This is a genomic window from Pseudonocardia thermophila (assembly GCF_900142365.1).
GTDB lineage: Bacteria > Actinomycetota > Actinomycetes > Mycobacteriales > Pseudonocardiaceae > Pseudonocardia > Pseudonocardia thermophila.
In genome coordinates this window covers 374,743-390,844 of sequence record NZ_FRAP01000003.1, presented here as the reverse complement: position 1 = coordinate 390,844, position 16,102 = coordinate 374,743, and the positions used below count along the sequence as shown (strand labels likewise).

At 73.3% G+C, this 16,102-nt stretch carries 13 protein-coding genes; 7 read left to right on the top strand and 6 right to left on the bottom strand.

Going from position 1 to position 16,102, the window contains the following annotated elements; genetic code table 11:
• Positions 1-74: 74 nt before the first annotated feature.
• The 3 genes from nhaA to BUE41_RS06290 all read left to right on the top strand — a co-directional run bounded on the left by nhaA (position 75) and on the right by BUE41_RS06290 (position 3,142).
• Positions 75-1,373, top strand: coding sequence for a Na+/H+ antiporter NhaA (nhaA, locus tag BUE41_RS06300; protein WP_073455879.1), 1,299 nt, complete (start codon positions 75-77; stop codon positions 1,371-1,373).
• A gap of 177 nt (positions 1,374-1,550) precedes the next feature.
• Positions 1,551-1,913, top strand: a complete 363-nt coding sequence (locus tag BUE41_RS06295; RefSeq protein ID WP_073455878.1) for a hypothetical protein — start codon at positions 1,551-1,553, stop codon at positions 1,911-1,913.
• Positions 1,914-1,972: 59 nt separating this feature from the next.
• The gene (locus BUE41_RS06290; protein WP_200803775.1) at positions 1,973-3,142 is read left to right on the top strand and encodes an SAM-dependent methyltransferase; all 1,170 of its coding nucleotides are present in this window, start codon (positions 1,973-1,975) and stop codon (positions 3,140-3,142) included.
• 33 nt (positions 3,143-3,175) lie between these two features.
• On the opposite strand, the gene BUE41_RS06285 is transcribed toward BUE41_RS06290, so the two are convergent.
• The 3 genes from BUE41_RS06285 to BUE41_RS06275 are packed head-to-tail and all read right to left on the bottom strand — an operon-like array spanning position 3,176 to position 7,109.
• Positions 3,176-5,269 carry an iron ABC transporter permease gene (locus BUE41_RS06285; RefSeq protein ID WP_073455877.1) on the bottom strand — a complete coding sequence of 698 codons (2,094 nt, stop codon included), beginning with the start codon at positions 5,267-5,269 and terminating at the stop codon, positions 3,176-3,178.
• A gap of 4 nt (positions 5,270-5,273) precedes the next feature.
• The gene (locus tag BUE41_RS06280) at positions 5,274-6,260 is read right to left on the bottom strand and encodes an iron-siderophore ABC transporter substrate-binding protein (protein WP_073455876.1); all 987 of its coding nucleotides are present in this window, start codon (positions 6,258-6,260) and stop codon (positions 5,274-5,276) included.
• 3 nt (positions 6,261-6,263) lie between these two features.
• Complete coding sequence (locus tag BUE41_RS06275) at positions 6,264-7,109, bottom strand: ABC transporter ATP-binding protein (RefSeq protein ID WP_073455875.1); 846 nt, start codon at positions 7,107-7,109, stop codon at positions 6,264-6,266.
• Positions 7,110-7,289: 180 nt separating this feature from the next.
• Between BUE41_RS06275 and tyrS the strand changes: the two genes are divergently transcribed.
• The 3 genes from tyrS to BUE41_RS06260 all read left to right on the top strand — a co-directional run bounded on the left by tyrS (position 7,290) and on the right by BUE41_RS06260 (position 11,922).
• On the top strand, positions 7,290-8,558 hold the full coding sequence (gene tyrS, locus BUE41_RS06270; RefSeq protein WP_073455874.1) for a tyrosine--tRNA ligase: 1,269 nt from the start codon (positions 7,290-7,292) through the stop codon (positions 8,556-8,558).
• Between the two features lie 328 nt (positions 8,559-8,886).
• Complete coding sequence (locus BUE41_RS06265) at positions 8,887-11,022, top strand: RNA degradosome polyphosphate kinase (protein ID WP_073455961.1); 2,136 nt, start codon at positions 8,887-8,889, stop codon at positions 11,020-11,022.
• Between the two features lie 12 nt (positions 11,023-11,034).
• Positions 11,035-11,922 carry an NUDIX hydrolase gene (locus BUE41_RS06260; protein WP_073455873.1) on the top strand — a complete coding sequence of 296 codons (888 nt, stop codon included), beginning with the start codon at positions 11,035-11,037 and terminating at the stop codon, positions 11,920-11,922.
• 505 nt (positions 11,923-12,427) lie between these two features.
• Here BUE41_RS06260 and BUE41_RS06255 read toward each other — a convergent pair.
• From BUE41_RS06255 to leuC, 3 genes are all read right to left on the bottom strand, one after another.
• Positions 12,428-12,997: an HU family DNA-binding protein gene (locus BUE41_RS06255; RefSeq protein ID WP_073455872.1), complete on the bottom strand. Its 570-nt coding sequence runs from the start codon at positions 12,995-12,997 to the stop codon at positions 12,428-12,430.
• Positions 12,998-13,109: 112 nt separating this feature from the next.
• Positions 13,110-13,703, bottom strand: a complete 594-nt coding sequence (leuD, locus tag BUE41_RS06250) for a 3-isopropylmalate dehydratase small subunit (RefSeq protein ID WP_073455871.1) — start codon at positions 13,701-13,703, stop codon at positions 13,110-13,112.
• A gap of 14 nt (positions 13,704-13,717) precedes the next feature.
• Positions 13,718-15,148, bottom strand: coding sequence for a 3-isopropylmalate dehydratase large subunit (gene leuC / locus BUE41_RS06245; RefSeq protein WP_073455870.1), 1,431 nt, complete (start codon positions 15,146-15,148; stop codon positions 13,718-13,720).
• Between the two features lie 99 nt (positions 15,149-15,247).
• Here leuC and BUE41_RS06240 point away from each other — a divergent pair, with 99 nt between their 5' ends.
• Positions 15,248-15,958, top strand: a complete 711-nt coding sequence (locus tag BUE41_RS06240; protein ID WP_073455869.1) for an IclR family transcriptional regulator — start codon at positions 15,248-15,250, stop codon at positions 15,956-15,958.
• Positions 15,959-16,102 lie beyond the last annotated feature (144 nt).

The following is a 16,102-nucleotide window of genomic DNA, read 5'->3' as shown; positions in this document are numbered from 1 at the left end:
GGCCGGTTACCGTCACCCGGGGCGTGCCGGGAAGTCTGGTCGGCATCCGTTCGACGTGCCCGGAGGACGCCCGCATGCACCGTTCCGCCAGCCCCCGCCTGTTCGGCCGCGGTTCGTGGCCCGAGGTCCGCCGCATCGGCGATCTGCTGCGCACCGAGACCATCGGCGGGCTGCTGCTGGTCGGGGCGGCCGCGCTCGCGCTGATCTGGGCCAACTCGCCGTGGCGCGAGGCGTACGCCGACCTGTCGAACCTGCGGGTCGGGCCGGCGTCGCTGCACCTCGACCTCACCGTGGCCGCGTGGGCCGCAGACGGACTGCTCGCGATCTTCTTCTTCGTCGCTGGACTGGAGCTCAAGCGCGAGTTCGTGGCCGGCGACCTGCGCGATCCGCGCCGGGCCGCGCTTCCGGTGGCCGCCGCAGTGGGCGGGATGGCGGCCCCGGCGCTGATCTACGTCGCGATCAACGCGGCGGCCGGTGGGGATGGCCTGGTCGGCTGGGCGATCCCCACCGCGACCGACATCGCCTTCGCCCTGGCGGTGCTCGCGGTGATCAGCACGCACCTGCCGGCCGCACTGCGACTGTTCCTGCTGACCCTCGCGGTGGTCGACGACCTGCTCGCGATCGTGATCATCGCGCTGTTCTACACGTCCGAGCTGCACCTCGTCCCGCTGCTGCTCATGCTGGTGCCGCTGGCGGTGTTCACCGTGCTCGTGCAGCGGCGGGTGCGCTCGTGGTGGCTACTGCTCCCGCTGGCCGTGGTCACCTGGGCACTCATGCACGCCTCGGGCGTCCACGCCACCGTCGCCGGGGTGCTGCTCGGGTTCGCCGTGCCCGTCGTCCGGCGGGCCCCTGGCCCGGGGCCGGGGCTCGCCGAGCACTTCGAGCACCGGTTCCGCCCGATCTCGGCCGGCGTGGCGGTGCCGGTGTTCGCGTTCTTCGCCGCGGGCGTGAGCGTCGTCGACGCGGGCGGGTTCGCCGAGGCCTTCACCGACCCGATCACGCTCGGCATCGTGCTCGGGCTCGTCGTCGGCAAGACGATCGGCGTGCTCGGCGGCACCTGGCTGGTGCAGCGGTTCACCCGCGCCCGGCTGGCCGAGGGCCTGTCCTGGTGGGACGTGCTGGGGCTGTCGATCCTCGCCGGCATCGGGTTCACCGTGTCGCTCCTGATCGGCGAGCTGGCGTTCGGCACCGGATCGGCCGCGGAGGGCCACGTCAAGATCGGTGTGCTCACCGGGTCGCTGGTGGCCGCGCTGATCGCGACCGTCGTGCTGCGCATCCGCAACGCCCACTACCGGCGGCTGTGCGCCGAGGAGGAGCGCGACGACGACCACGACGGCGTCCCGGACGTCTACCAGCGCGACGAACCCGCCTGATGCGGCGCTCGTGCCGATCAGAGCAAACAGATCTGCGTGCTATCGTGGGCACCGGACGTGGGGGGATGGCCACCGACCGTCCGGAACGAGGGGGGCCGACGGGTGGATCCGGCAGCGCGCGACCGACCCGGCTCGAGGGGAGCCGGGGAGCGGCTGCAGGATCTCATCCGTCGGCGCATGAAGGAGCTGCGGCTCACGCAGCAGGATCTCGTCGAGCGGTCCCGCCGCGCGGGTCACGAGATCTCCCGCCCCATGTGGCACAAGTGGACCAACACCGAGTGGAAGAACGGTCCGGGCGCCGATCCCATCCGCGGGATCGCGGCGGCTCTGGAGGTCTCCACCCAGGAGGTGCACGACGCCGCGGGCGTGTCCATGAACCTGCGTCCCCAGCACACGGACCTCGATCCCGACACCCACGCGGTGATCGTCATGTTCCAGGAGCGCACCCCCGAGGAGCGCGCTGCGCTGGTGGAGATGCTCCGTTCGGCGATCCGGCTGGCCGATTCGGCCACCGCGCGGCGCACGGGGAGCGCAGACTGACCCCCTGAGTCAACCGGCCGAGCCCGGCCGACCGGACCCCGCCGGAGCAGGAGACGACCGTGGCGCAGCTCCCCGTCCCGATCGTGCGCTGCGAGCTGCCCACCCCCGACGCGATCGTCGTCGACCACCCCGAGGCCGGCCGGTTCGTGCTCGTCGACCACCGCGTCTCCGACCCCCAGCTGGACCGGCTGCTCGACCGCCTGGAGGTCGAGGCCGAGCTGCGCGGCGAACCACTCGTCGACGACCGCGCCGCCCTGCTGCGCGACGCCATCGCCGCCGGGATGACGGCGCACACCCGCGCTCGCCGGCCGCGCGCCCTCGTCGTCGTGGGCCCGCCGCCGGAACCGGCCCCGGCCGAGGCGGGGCCCGCGCCGGACCCCCGCGAAGACCTGGTGCCCCCGCTGCCGAGCGAACTGCAGCTCGATCGCGCGCACAGCGCCCGGGTCTACGACGTGCTGCTCGGCGGCAAGACCAACTACTGGCCCGACCGGATCGCCGCCGACGAGCTGGTCCAGGTCGCGCCGACCACGCCAGTGGCCGCCCGCGCCCAGCGCGCGTTCATGCACCGCGTGGTGACGCACCTGGCGCGCGCCGGGCACGACCAGTTCCTCGACGTCGGCACGGGCATCCCCGCCGAGCCCGACCTGCACCAGATCGCCCAGGCGGTCATCCCGAGCGCGCGGGTGGTCTACGTCGACAACGACCCGATCGTGCTGGCGCACGCCGCCGCGCTGATGACGAGCGATCCACGGGGCGCGATCGCGCACGTCGACGCGGATGCGCGGCGGCCGGAGGAGATCCTCTCCTCAGCCGAGGTGCGCGAGCTGCTCGACCTCGGCCGGCCCGTCGCGGTCACCGCGCTGGGGCTGCTGCACTTCCTCGACGACGAGGCCGCGCACCGGCTGGTTGCCACGCTGCTGGCCGCGGTCCCGTCCGGGAGCGCGCTGGCGATCTCCCACGTCACGTCCGACTTCGCGGTGGGCGCGACGCTGGCCGCATCGGTCGAGCGGTACGCGGCCGCCGGGATCCCCCTGTACCCGCGCACCGCCGCGGACGTGCGCCGGCTGTTCCTCGACGGGTTGGAGATCGTCGAGCCGGGCGTCGTCGGGCTGCTGCGCTGGCGCCCCGGGATCTCCGTGCCGCTGAGCGGCCAGCACGACGACGCGGAGATGTGGGCAGCCTCGGACTCCGACGTGTCGATGCACGCCGCACTGGCGGTGAAGCCCTGAGCTCGATCCCCGTCGAGCACGACGCAGTTCCCGCTACGCCGTGCGCGACCGCCAGAGCAGCCACACGAAGTACGGCGTGCCCACGAGCGCGGCGACGAGCCCGGCCGGCAGCTGCCCCGGCGCGATGACCGTGCGGCCCACCGTGTCCGCGACCGACACCAGCAGCGCCCCGAGCAGCGCCGTCACCGGCAGCACCCGCTCGTGCTTGGCCCCGACCAGCGCCCGGGCCGCGTGCGGCGCGACGAGCCCGACGAACGAGATCACGCCGACCGCGGACACCGCCATCGCCGTGAGCAAGCAGGCCAGCCCCAGCAGGAGCGGCCGCGACCGCTCCAGCGCGATGCCGGCCACCCGCGGGGTGTCGTCGTCGACGGCGACGAGATCGAGCTCGCGCCGTGACCGCCACAGGATCGGCACGGCGACCAGCAGGGCGAGCACGACCGGCACGACCTGCGGCAGCGTCCGTCCGTATGTGGAGCCGGACAGCCACGTCAGCGCCTTGCCGACGTTGAACGGATCGCTGAGGAGGATGACGAACGTGATCGCCGCGGCGGCCGCGGCCGACACACCGACGCCGATGAGCACGAGCCGGTCGGAGTCCAGTCCGCCGCGCGCCGCGAGCCCGAACACCGCCAGCGTCGCGACCGCGGCACCGACGAGCGCCGACCCGGTGATCAGCGCGGTGCCCGCCACCGGGACCAGCGTGATCGCGAGGACGGCGCCCAGCCCGGCACCACCGGTGACGCCGATGATGCCCGGTTCGGCGAGCGGGTTGCGGCACGCCGCCTGGATCACCGCGCCCGCGATCGCCAGCGCCGCGCCGGCCGTGAGCGCCGCCAGCACCCGCGGCACCCGCGCGTCGAGCACGAAGGTGACCAGCGGACCGGACCGGCCCGTGAGGTAGTTGACGACGTCGCCGGTGAGCAGCTTCGCGTCGCCGAGCAGCGTGGCCGCCGTCGCCGCACCCACCGTGCCCACGGCGACGACGACGAGCACCACGACGAACCCGGCGCGCCCGCGCAGCCGCGCCGACCGCGCCGCGGGCGCCGCCCGGGTGGGGCCGGACTGCCGGTACCGGCAGGCGAGCCCCACGAGCACGAGCGCGCCGAGGAACGACGTGACGACGCCGGTCGGCACCTCGACGCCGCCGACCTGCGCACCGAGCGCGAGCCGTGCGAGCACGTCCGCGCCGATCACCACGATGATCCCGGCCAGCGCCGACATCGGCAGCAGCGCGCGGTGCCGCGCCAGGCCCGGCACCAGCGGCACCAGCAGCCGCACGATCGCCGGTGCGGCGAGGCCGACGAACCCGACCGGACCCGCCACCGTCACCGCGGCCGCCGACAGCAGGACCGCGAGCAGCACCCCGAAGAGCCTGGTGCGGCGCACGTTCACGCCCAGCACGGAGGCCGAGTCGTCGCCCAGCCCGTGCAGGTCCAGCTCGGTGGACAGGGTGAGCAGCAGCAGGAACGCGACGGCCACGACCGGGGCCATCCAGGCCATCGAGGTCATGCCGAACTGGGAGAGCGTGCCGCTCCCCCACGCGTACAGCCCGACCGTCTGCTCCTCGAACAGCAGCAGCAGCGCGACCGTGACCGACTCGAGCGCCAGCCCGACCGCCGAGCCGGCCAGCACGAGCCGGGTCGGCCCCGAGCCCACCCCGGACGAGAGGACCAGCACCAGCGCCGCGGCGGCGAGTCCACCCACGAACGCCACCGCGCCCGCGAACGGCACGGGCAGCGCCAGCCCGGCCACCGACAGGGCGACGATCAGCACGTAGGCGCCTCTCCCGACGCCGAGGGTGTCGGGAGAGGCGAGGGAGTTGCGGGAGATCGTCTGCAGGACGCAGCCCGCCAGGCCGAGCGCCACCCCCACGAGGACCCCGGCGAGCAGTCGCGGGATCCGGGAGGCGATCACGACCGCGTCGGCCTGCTCGGTGCCCGCACCGACGACGAACCGCAGGAGGTCACCCACCCCCACGTCGGCGGTGCCCTGCGTGAGGTGCACCGCGGCGAGCAGCAGGGCGAGCACTGCACCGACCGTCGCGACACCCGCCACCCGCAGCGGCCGGGTCGGCGCCCCGCCCGCGTCGGCAGTGCGGGCGGGTACCGGTGCGGTGCGGGTCATGCGATCAAGCCAGCGCCGCGACGACGGCGTCGACGTAGATCGCCAGCGACGTCGGGCCGCCGAACATCCACATGCCGTCGGGGATCCGGTGCACCTTGCCGGCCTGGACGAACGGCAGGGACTTCCACACGGCGTTGTCCCTCAGCTCGTTGGCGAACACGTCGCCGCCGTCGGCGTCGTTGACGATGTAGAGGAACTCGACGTCGCCGACCCGGGTCAGGCCCTCGACGTCGCTCTGGGCGAGCCCGTAGACGGCGTCGCCCTCCTCGGCGGGCCACGCGTCGACCAGCCCGAGCTGCTCGGTGACCCCACCCACGAGCGAGCCCTTGGTGTAGGGCCGCAGCGAGACCTGGCCGCCCTCGGCCCAGCCGTCGGTGAACACGAACTTCTGCCCGGTCTTGGCGGCCAGCTTCGTCTTGGCGTCGGCGAGCTTGGCGTCGAAGTCGGCGAGCAGCTTCTGCGCCTCGGCCTCCTTGCCCACCAGCTTCGCGACCAGCTGCAGGTTCTCGCGCATCTGGCCGACCGGGTCCTCGGCGTCCCCGCCGGGCACGAAGACGACGGGCGCGAACTGCTCCATCTGCGCCACCGCACCCTCGGGCAGCTGGTCGGTGGCGAGGATCAGGTCGGGCTGCAGCGCAGCGATCGACTCGACGCTGGGTTCGCCGCGCACGCCCACGTCCTTCACGGAGGCGTCGAGCGGCTCGCTCTGCACCCAGGCCGAGTAGCCCTTGATGTCCGCCGCGCCGACGGGCATCACGCCGAGCGACACGGCGTGCTCGATGACGTTCCACTCCAGCCCGACCACGCGGGCGGCGGGCTTGTCGAGGGTGATCTGCTTGCCGCGCAGGTCGGTCACGGTGATCGGACCACCGGAGGCCGCGGCCGCCGCGGTCGGGCCGGCGCCGGCGGCCGGCTCCGACGTCCCGCAGGCCGTGAGTCCGGCCAGGGCGAGCAGGATCGCCACCAGGACGAGTGGTGTGCGCGCTCTCATGTCCTACCTCCGGGGGGCAGCTGCCGGCACCCGGCTCGGGTGCCGGCCGACGGGCCGGGTGCGCAGCGCACCCGTTCGGGGGTCGTGGTCGACCTCGATGCGGATGCCGTAGACGTCGGTGAGCAGCTCGGTCGTCAGGACGTCGGCGGGCGGACCGGCCGCCCGGATGCGTCCCTCCGCGAGCAGCACCACCTCGTCGGCGACGGCGGCGGCTTGATCGAGGTCGTGCAGGACGACGCCGATCGCGACGCCGTCCTGGTCGGCGAGGTCGCGGACCAGGTCGAGCAGCTCCACCTGGAACCGCAGGTCGAGGAACGTCGTGGGCTCGTCGAGGAGGAGCACACCGGCGTCCTGCGCGAGGCAGGACGCGAGCCACACGCGCTGCAGCTGGCCGCCGGACAGCTCGTCGACGGGCCGGTCGGCCAGCTCCTCGATCCGGGTCACGGCCATCGCGCGGGCGACGGCGGCCGGGCCGTCGGGATCGCCTGCGCGCCAGCGCCCGCGGTGCGGATGGCGCCCGAACCCGACGACGTCGGCGACGGACAGGCCGGTCGGGGTGGGCCGGCTCTGGGCGAGCAGCGTGACCAGGCGGGCGAACTCACGACGGCTCATGGCCAGCGCGTCCACCGCTTCCTCGCCGACCCGCAGGGTCCCCGCGTCCGGGCGGTGCAGGCGCGCGAGCGCGCGCAGCAGCGTCGACTTGCCGCTGCCGTTCGGTCCCACGAGCGCGGTGACCCGGCCGGCGCGCAGCGAGATGCCGGCGCCGTGCACGACCGTGCGGCCGTGGTAGCCGAGCTGGAGATCCGCACCGGTGATGCGGGGCACCGGATCGGGGGACGGTGACGTCACGCTCGAGAAGCATAGGCTAACTTCATCTGAAGTGAACCTGGCCGTTGTGTGTGATCTTCGGCCCGCCTCGTGGGACCCAGCAGTCCCGCCGCTCGCCTTGGTTCCCGGAGCAGCCCGTCATCTCGGCGCACCTAGACTGGACCGATCGTCGTGCCATCGGACCAGAGGAGACCCGCAACCGTGACGGACATCGTCGACGAGCTGCGGTGGCGCGGGCTGATCGCCCAGTCCACCGACGAGGAGGCCTTGCGCAAGGCGCTCGCGGACGGTCCGGTCACCTACTACTGCGGGTTCGACCCGACCGCGGCGAGCCTGCACGTCGGGCACCTCGTGCAGGTGCTGACCATGCGCAGGCTGCAGCAGGCCGGGCACCGGCCGATCGCACTCGTCGGGGGCGCCACGGGGCAGATCGGCGACCCGCGGCCCACCGCGGAGCGTCAGCTCAACGACGCCGCGACCGTCGCCGCGTGGGCGGAGCGGCTGCGCAGCCAGATCGAGCCGTTCCTCGACTTCGAGGGCCCCAACGCGGCCACGATGGTCAACAACCTGGAGTGGACGGCGAACCTGTCCGCGATCGACTTCCTGCGCGACATCGGCAAGCACTTCCGGGTGAACACGATGCTCACCAAGGAGTCGGTCGCCCGGCGGCTGAACTCCGAGCAGGGCATCAGCTACACGGAGTTCAGCTACCAGCTGCTGCAGGCGATGGACTTCCTGGAGCTGTACCGCCGGCACGGCTGCACGTTGCAGCAGGGCGGGAGCGACCAGTGGGGCAACCTCACCGCGGGCCTCGACCTGATCCACCGGCTGGAGCCGCAGGCCGAGGTGCACGCGCTGGCCACGCCGCTGATGACGAAGGCGGACGGCACCAAGTTCGGCAAGACCGAGACGGGCACGCTGTGGCTCGACCCGGAGATGACCACGCCGTACGCCTTCTACCAGTTCTGGCTCAACACCGACGACCGCGACGTGCTGCGGTACCTGCGGGCGCTGTCGTTCCGGTCCCGCGAGGAGCTGGAGGAGCTGGAGGAGCAGACGCGGGAGCGGCCGCAGGCGCGGGCCGCCCAGCGGGCGTTGGCCGAGGAGCTCACCACGCTCGTGCACGGGGCTGACCAGTGCGCGAAGGTGGTCGCCGCGTCGCGGGCGCTGTTCGGCCGCGACGACCTGGCCGCCCTGGACGAGCGCACCCTGGCCGCTGCGCTGGCCGAGGTGCCGTCGGCGCAGGTGAGCGAGCTGGGTGAGGTCGTCGACCTGTTCGTGGCGACGGGGCTGGCGCCCAGCCGGTCGGCGGCGCGGCGCACCATCAACGAGGGCGGCGCGTACGTCAACAACACCAAGATCACCGAGGAGGACGCGGTGGCGTCCCCCGACCAGCTGCTGCACGGCCGCTGGCTCGTGCTGCGCCGGGGCAAGCGCACGCTCGCCGCGATCGAGTACACGAGGGGCTGAGGCCCCGCGTCGAGGACGCCGGTGTCGATCGCCGCTGCCGTGACCGACAGAGCGTTCCGCCCTCGGTCACGTCGTTCTCGGCGCGAGTGTGGTCGGGTGCGGAAGAATCGGCGCCGTGGCTGACGAGAGCAAGGCCAGGACGCGCTCGAGCGGCGGACGGTCCACGCGGCGGCCGCCGCGACCGTCGACCCGGCGCGTCGCCGCAGCCCCGGTGCCCGCCGCCGACGCCGCGGCGGCCGCCGTACCACCGGAGCCGGCCGGCCCGCCGCCCGCGCGCCGCGTCGAGCCACCGGCCCAGGAGGAACCGGACACCGTCCCGGAGGCGGCCGTGCCGGTCAGCCCTCCGGCCCGCACACCCGGCCCCGGCTCCGAGCTGCCCGACGACCGCTACCTCAACCGCGAGCTGTCCTGGCTGGACTTCAACGCCCGCGTGCTGGCGCTCGCCGAGGACCCCAGCCAGCCGCTGCTGGAGCGGGCGAAGTTCCTCGCGATCTTCGCGTCCAACCTGGACGAGTTCTACATGGTCCGGGTCGCGGGCCTGAAGCGCCGCGACGAGACCGGCCTGGCCGTGCGCAGCGCCGACGGTCTGTCCCCGCGTGAGCAGGTGGCCCGCATCTCCGCGCGCACGCAGGCGATCGCCCGCGCCCACGCCCGGGTGTTCCTCGACCAGGTGCGCCCGGAGCTGGAGCAGCACGGCATCTACATCCGCCGCTGGGACGAGCTGACCGACGACGAGCGAGCCCGGCTCTCGGACTACTTCTCCGAGCAGGTCTTCCCCGTCCTCACCCCGCTGGCCGTCGATCCCGCGCACCCCTTCCCGTACATCTCGGGGCTCTCGCTGAACCTGGCCGTCACGGTGCGCGACCCGGAGGGCGGCACGGAGCGGTTCGCCCGCGTGAAGGTGCCGAACAACGTGCCGCGGCTGGTGCGGGTGGCGACCGCGCCGGGCGGGGACCGCAACGAGATCACGTTCCTGCCGATCGAGGACCTCATCGCCGCGCACCTCGACCAGCTGTTCACCGGCATGGAGGTGGCCGAGGTCGGCGCGTTCCGGGTCACCCGCAACGCCGATCTGGAGGTGGAGGAGGATCGCGACGAGGACCTGCTCCAGTCGCTGGAGCGGGAGCTGGCGCGCCGGCGCTTCGGCCCGCCGGTGCGGCTCGAGGTCAGCGACCAGATGAGCCCGCACGTGCTGGAGCTGCTGCTGCGCGAGCTCGACGTCGATCCGGCCGACGTCATCACGATCCCCGGGCTGCTCGACCTCACCGCGCTCTGGGCGGTGCACGCCGTGGACCGGCCGGACCTGAAGGACGAGCCGTTCGTGCCGGCCACCCACCCGGCGTTCGCCGACCGGGAGAACCCGCAGAGCATCTTCGCCACGCTGCGCGAGGGCGACGTCCTGGTGCACCACCCCTACGACTCGTTCTCGACGAGCGTGCAGCGGTTCATCGAGCAGGCGGCGGCGGACCCGAACGTGCTGGCGATCAAGCAGACGCTCTACCGCACGTCCGGCGACTCCCCCATCGTCGACGCGCTGGTCGACGCCGCGGAGGCCGGTAAGCAGGTCGTGGCGCTGGTGGAGATCAAGGCCCGCTTCGACGAGCAGGCCAACATCCGGTGGGCGCGCGAGCTGGAGAAGGCCGGGGTGCACGTGGTGTACGGCCTGGTGGGGCTGAAGACCCACTGCAAGACCGCGCTCGTCGTGCGCCAGGAGGGCGGGCAGATCCGCCGCTACTGCCACATCGGCACCGGCAACTACCACCCCAAGACCGCCCGGCTCTACGAGGACATCGGGGTGCTGACGGCCGACCCGACGATCGGCTCCGACCTCACCGACCTGTTCAACACCCTCACGGGCTACTCACGGCAGACGACCTACCGCAACCTGCTCGTCGCACCGTACGGGGTGCGGCGCGGCATCGTGCGCCGCATCGACGACGAGATCGAGGCGAAGCGCGCGGGCAACCCGGACGCCCGTATCCGCATCAAGGTCAACGCGCTCGTCGACGAGCAGGTGATCGACGCGCTCTACCGGGCGTCGCAGGCCGGGGTGCCGGTGGACATCGTCGTGCGCGGGATCTGCGCGCTGAAGCCGGGCCGGCCGGGGCTGTCGGAGAACATCCACGTCCGGTCCATCCTGGGCCGGTTCCTGGAGCACTCCCGGATCTTCCACTTCGGCGCGGCGAACGAGTACTGGATCGGCAGCGCCGACATGATGCACCGCAACCTGGACCGGCGGGTCGAGGTGCTGCTGCGGGTGTCGGAGAAACCGGCTCGCCGCCTCGCCGAGATCCTCGACTCGTGCCTGCACCCGGCCACGCGCTGCTGGACGCTGCGCCCGGACGGCACCTGGGTGCCCTCCCCCGCCCCGGACTCGGGGATCACGCCGGTCCGCGACCACCAGACGGAGATGATGCTGCGCCACACCCACGCCGCCGTCGAGGCGGACGACACCCCGGCATGAGCAAGGACCGGCATGAGCAAGGAGCTGCTGGCGAGCGGCTGCGTCGCGTGGCGGCGGGGCGCGGACGGCCCGGAGATCGCGGTGGTGCACCGCCCCCGCTACGACGACTGGTCGCTGCCCAAGGGCAAGCTCGAGCGCGGCGAGACGCTGCTGGCCTGCGCCGCGCGCGAGACCGTCGAGGAGACGGGGCTCGCAGTGCGGCTCGGTGCCCGGCTGGGCGAGGTGCACTACGACACCGCGCGCGGGCCCAAGACCGTGCACTACTGGGCGGGTGAGATCCGCTCCGGCGCGTTCGAGCCGAACGATGAGGTCGACGAGCTGCGCTTCCTCGACCCGCAGAAGGCCGCACGACTGCTGACCTACCCGCACGACGCCGCCGTGGTGAACCGGTTCGTCGAGATCGGCGTGCCGACGTCGACGATCCTGCTGGTGCGGCACGCGGAGGCGGGCAACCGGGCGAAGTGGGACGGCGACGACGACCTGCGCCCGCTGTCGGCTACCGGGCGGGAGCAGGTCGAGCAGCTCGATGAGCTGCTGCCGCTGTTCGGCCCGGACCGGGTGGTCAGCGCGCCGCCCCTGCGCTGCCGCGACACGGTGGCGCCGGTCGCGGCCGCGGCGGGGCTCCAGATCGGCATCGAACCGGCGCTGGGTGAGCGGGGCTACCAGACCGATCCCGGTGCCGGGCTGGCCCGGTTCCGGGAGCTCGCTGCGCAACCCGGAGTGACGATCGTCTGCAGCCAGGGCGGGGTGATCCCCGATCTCGTCGCGGCGCTGGTCGGCGAGGCGGACCTCGGAGTCGACCCGGGCACGGTGGCGGCCCGCAAGGGCAGCACGTGGGTGCTGACGTTCGTCGACGGTGCGCTGCGCGCCGCCGACTACTACCCCACTCCCACCGGCTGAGGCCGCCGCACCGGGCGCGAGCTGCGCCCCTCGTGACGGCGAGTCGCGGATTCCGCGGCGGCGAGTTGCCCCGAACGGACCGGCGAGTTGCCCGGTCCGGACCGGCGAGTCGCCCCGAGCGGACCGGCGAGTCGCCCGGCCCGGACCGGCGAGTCGCCCCGAGCGGACCGGCGAGTCGCCCGGCCCGGACCGGCGAGTTGGCCCGAGCGGACCGGCGAGTTGCCCCGAACGGACCGGCGAGTTGCCCGGCCCAGGACGGTGAGTTGCCGATCCCAGCACGTGCTCCCCGGCGGGCCCGTGCACCGGAATCCCCGACTCGGCGTCCCGAGGATCCCGTTCGCCGTCGGGAATCCACGACCCACGGTCCGACCTGCGCGAACTCGTCGGCTTTCACGGGGCGACACACCGCCCCGCTCGGGGGAACTCGCGCGACCGCACAGGGCGACTCGCGCGGCGGTACGGGGGAACTCGCGGGGCCGGTCGGGGCAACTCGCTGCGCGGCGCGTTACTTCTTGCCGCGCTTGGCCTTCGGCTTCTCCGCGCCGTCCTTGGCCTTGGTCTTCTTCCCGCCCTTGACCTTCCCCTCAGCCTTCCCCTCAGCCTTCCCCTCGGACGCCTGCTCCTCCGACGCCTTCGCCTTCTTGCCGGGCTTCGCCGTCTTCTCCGGTTCGGTGTCGGCGGCGAACGACTGCTTCGACCGGGTCTTCTTCGTCGGCTTCGGGCTCTCCTCGGCGGGTGCCTCGACGGGCGCTTCCACGGCCGTGGTCGACGTGGCGGTGGCCGCGGCCGGCTGAGCCGCGGCGCCTCCACCGACCGCGTTGCGGAAGCCCGTGCCCGGCCGGAACGCCGGCACCGTGGCCGCCGGCACCTCGACGGTCTCGCCGGTGCGCGGGTTGCGCGCGGTACGGGCCGCACGCTCCCGGCTCTCGAACACGCCGAAGCCGGTGATCGAGACCGGCTCACCCGTGCGGACGGTCTCGACGATGGTCTCGAGCAGCCCGTCGACCGCGGTGGCCGCGATGCGCCGGTCACCGAGGCGCTCGGCGAGCGCATGCACGAGCTGGGACTTGTTCATGCCGCTGACCGTATGCCCTGGTCGCCGAGCAGCGCCACAAGACACGCGCCGGTGGACCCGGTGCGCTCCACCGGGCCACCGGCGCAGTGAGGCAGCGCTGTCCAGCGCTGGTTCAGAGCTGGACTGTGGTGGGCATCCGGGACGGCCGGGCCGCCTCGTACGCGGAGATCTCCGCCTCGTGCCGCAGGGTCAGGCCGATGTCGTCGAGGCCCTCGAGCAGCCGCCACCGCGTGTAGTCGTCGATCTGGAACGGCACCGTGAGGTCGGCGGCCTGCACCGTGCGCTCCCGCAGGTCGACGGTGACCTCGGTGCCGGGCTGGTTCTCCAGCAGCTTCCACAGCAGCTCGACGTCGTCCTGCGCCACCTGCGCGGCGAGCAGGCCCTGCTTGGCGGAGTTGCCGCGGAAGATGTCGGCGAACCGCGAAGAGATCACGACGCGGAACCCGTAGTCCATCAGCGCCCAGACGGCGTGCTCGCGCGACGAGCCGGTACCGAAGTCGGGCCCGGCCACGAGCACCGTGCCGCGCTTGTACGGCTCGCGGTTGAGGATGAAGTCCTCGTGCTGCCGCCAGGCCGAGAACAGCCCGTCCTCGAAGCCGGTGCGCGTGACCCGCTTGAGGTAGACGGCGGGGATGATCTGGTCGGTGTCGACGTTCGAGCGCCGCAGGGGCACGCCGATCCCGGTGTGGGTGGTGAACGGTTCCATCAGTTCAGGTCCCCTCAGCTCAGGTCTTCCGGGCTCGACAGGGTGCCGCGCACGGCCGTCGCCGCGGCCACCAGCGGCGAGACGAGGTGCGTGCGGCCGCCCTTGCCCTGCCGGCCCTCGAAGTTCCGGTTCGACGTCGATGCGCTGCGCTCGCCCGGGGAGAGCGTGTCCGGGTTCATGCCCAGGCACATCGAGCAGCCGGCCGAGCGCCACTCGGCACCGGCCGCGGTGAAGATCTTGTCCAGGCCCTCGGCCTCGGCCTGTGCCCGCACCCGCATCGAACCGGGCACGATCAGCATCCGCACGCCGTCGGCCACCTTGCGGCCGTCGAGGATCTCCGCGACCGAGCGCAGGTCCTCGATCCGCCCGTTCGTGCACGACCCGACGAACACGGTGTCGATCTTGATGTCGCGCAGCGGGGTGCCGGGCTCCAGGTCCATGTACTCCAGGGCCCGCTCCGCGGCGACCCTCTCGTTCTCGTCGGCGAAGTCGGCCGGGTCGGGCACGCGCTCCGACAGCGGCAGGCCCTGCCCCGGGTTGGTGCCCCACGTGACGAACGGGGTGAGCTCGTCGGCGTCGATGTCGACCTCGCGGTCGAACTGCGCGCCCTCGTCGGTGCGCAGTTGCCGCCACGCCTCGACCGCCGCGTCCCAGTCGGCTCCCTTCGGCGCCCGCTCGCGGCCCTTCAGGTAGGCGAACGTGGTCTCGTCCGGCGCGATCATCCCGGCCCGCGCGCCCGCCTCGATCGACATGTTGCAGATCGTCATGCGGGCCTCCATCGACAGGTTGTCGATGACGTTGCCGCGGTACTCCAGCACGTGGCCCTGCCCGCCGCCGGTGCCGATCTTCGCGATGATCGCGAGGATCACGTCCTTGCTGGTGACCCCGGGACGCAGCCGGCCGTCCTCGGAGTTGACGTTGATCGCCATCGTGCGGAACGGCCGCAGCGGCAGCGTCTGCGTGGCCAGCACGTGCTCGACCTCGCTGGTCCCGATCCCGAACGCCATCGCCCCGAACGCGCCGTGCGTGGAGGTGTGCGAGTCGCCGCACACGACCGTCATCCCCGGCTGGGTGAGCCCCAGCTGCGGGCCGACCACGTGCACGATGCCCTGCTCGGCGTGGTTCATCGGGTAGAGCGGCACGCCGAACTCGGCGCAGTTGCGGCGCAGCGTCTCCACCTGGGTGCGCGACACCGGGTCGGCGATCGGCAGCTCGGTGTCGATCGTGGGGACGTTGTGGTCCTCGGTCGCGACCGTGAGGTCGGGGCGGCGGACCTTGCGACCGGCGAGCCGCAGCCCGTCGAACGCCTGCGGGCTGGTCACCTCGTGGACCAGGTGCAGATCGATGTAGATCAGGTCCGGCTCGCCGTCCTCGCCCTTGCGGACGAGGTGGTCGTCCCAGACCTTCTCAGCCAACGTCCTCGGGCGAGTGGTGGTGGGTGCCACGCCGGCCGCCTCCTCTGGCGTCTCAGAATTCGGGAAGTTAGTATCGTGTACTGAGACAGCATAGTGCGGGGGGCGTGCGCCCGACAGGGGTGGGGTGGCTTGAGCACGGTCGGCAGGAGCAGCGGCATCGGCGTCCTCGACAAGGCGGTGGGGGTCCTGCGGGCCGCAGCGGCCGAACCGTGCGGACTGGCCGAGCTCTGCCAGCGCACCGGCCTGCCCCGCGCCACCGCCCACCGGCTCGCCGTGGGGCTGGAGGCGCACGGCCTGCTGCACCGCGGCAACGACGGCCGGTGGCGCCCCGGCCCGACGCTGGCCGAGCTGGCCGCGGGCGGCGCCGACCCGCTCGTCGAGGCCGCCAGCACCGTGCTGCCGCGGCTGCGCGACATCACCGGTGAGAGCGTCCAGCTCTACCGCCGCGACGGCATCCACCGCGTCTGCATCGCCGCCGCCGAACCGCCCAGCGGGCTGCGCGACACCGTACCCGTCGGCAGCCGGCTCCCGATGACCGCCGGTTCCGGCGCGCGGGTCCTGGCCGCATGGGCAGAACCGGCCGTGCAGCGCGCGATCCTCGCCGAGGCCTCCTTCAGCGAGCGCGTCCTGATCGACGTCCGCCGCCGCGGCTGGGCGCAGAGCGTCGCCGAGCGCGCCGCGGGCGTGGCGAGCGTCTCCGCACCGGTCCGCGACCAGTCCGGCCAGGTCATCGCCGCCGTCTCCGTCTCGGGTCCGGTCGAGCGCATCGGCCGCCGCCCGGGCGTGCGCTGGGCCGCTGACCTCCTCGCCGCGGCGGAGGCCATCCAGCACCGGCTGTGAGCCCGCCCCCGAACGCTGGACCCTCGCGGGAACCGCCGACCACCGCCACGACCGGACCCACCCGGCCGCACGCGATCCGGCGACCACGGAGCCGGGCCGATCAACCCCGCGGACTTTCCCGCCGGACCCGTGCAACCCCTCACG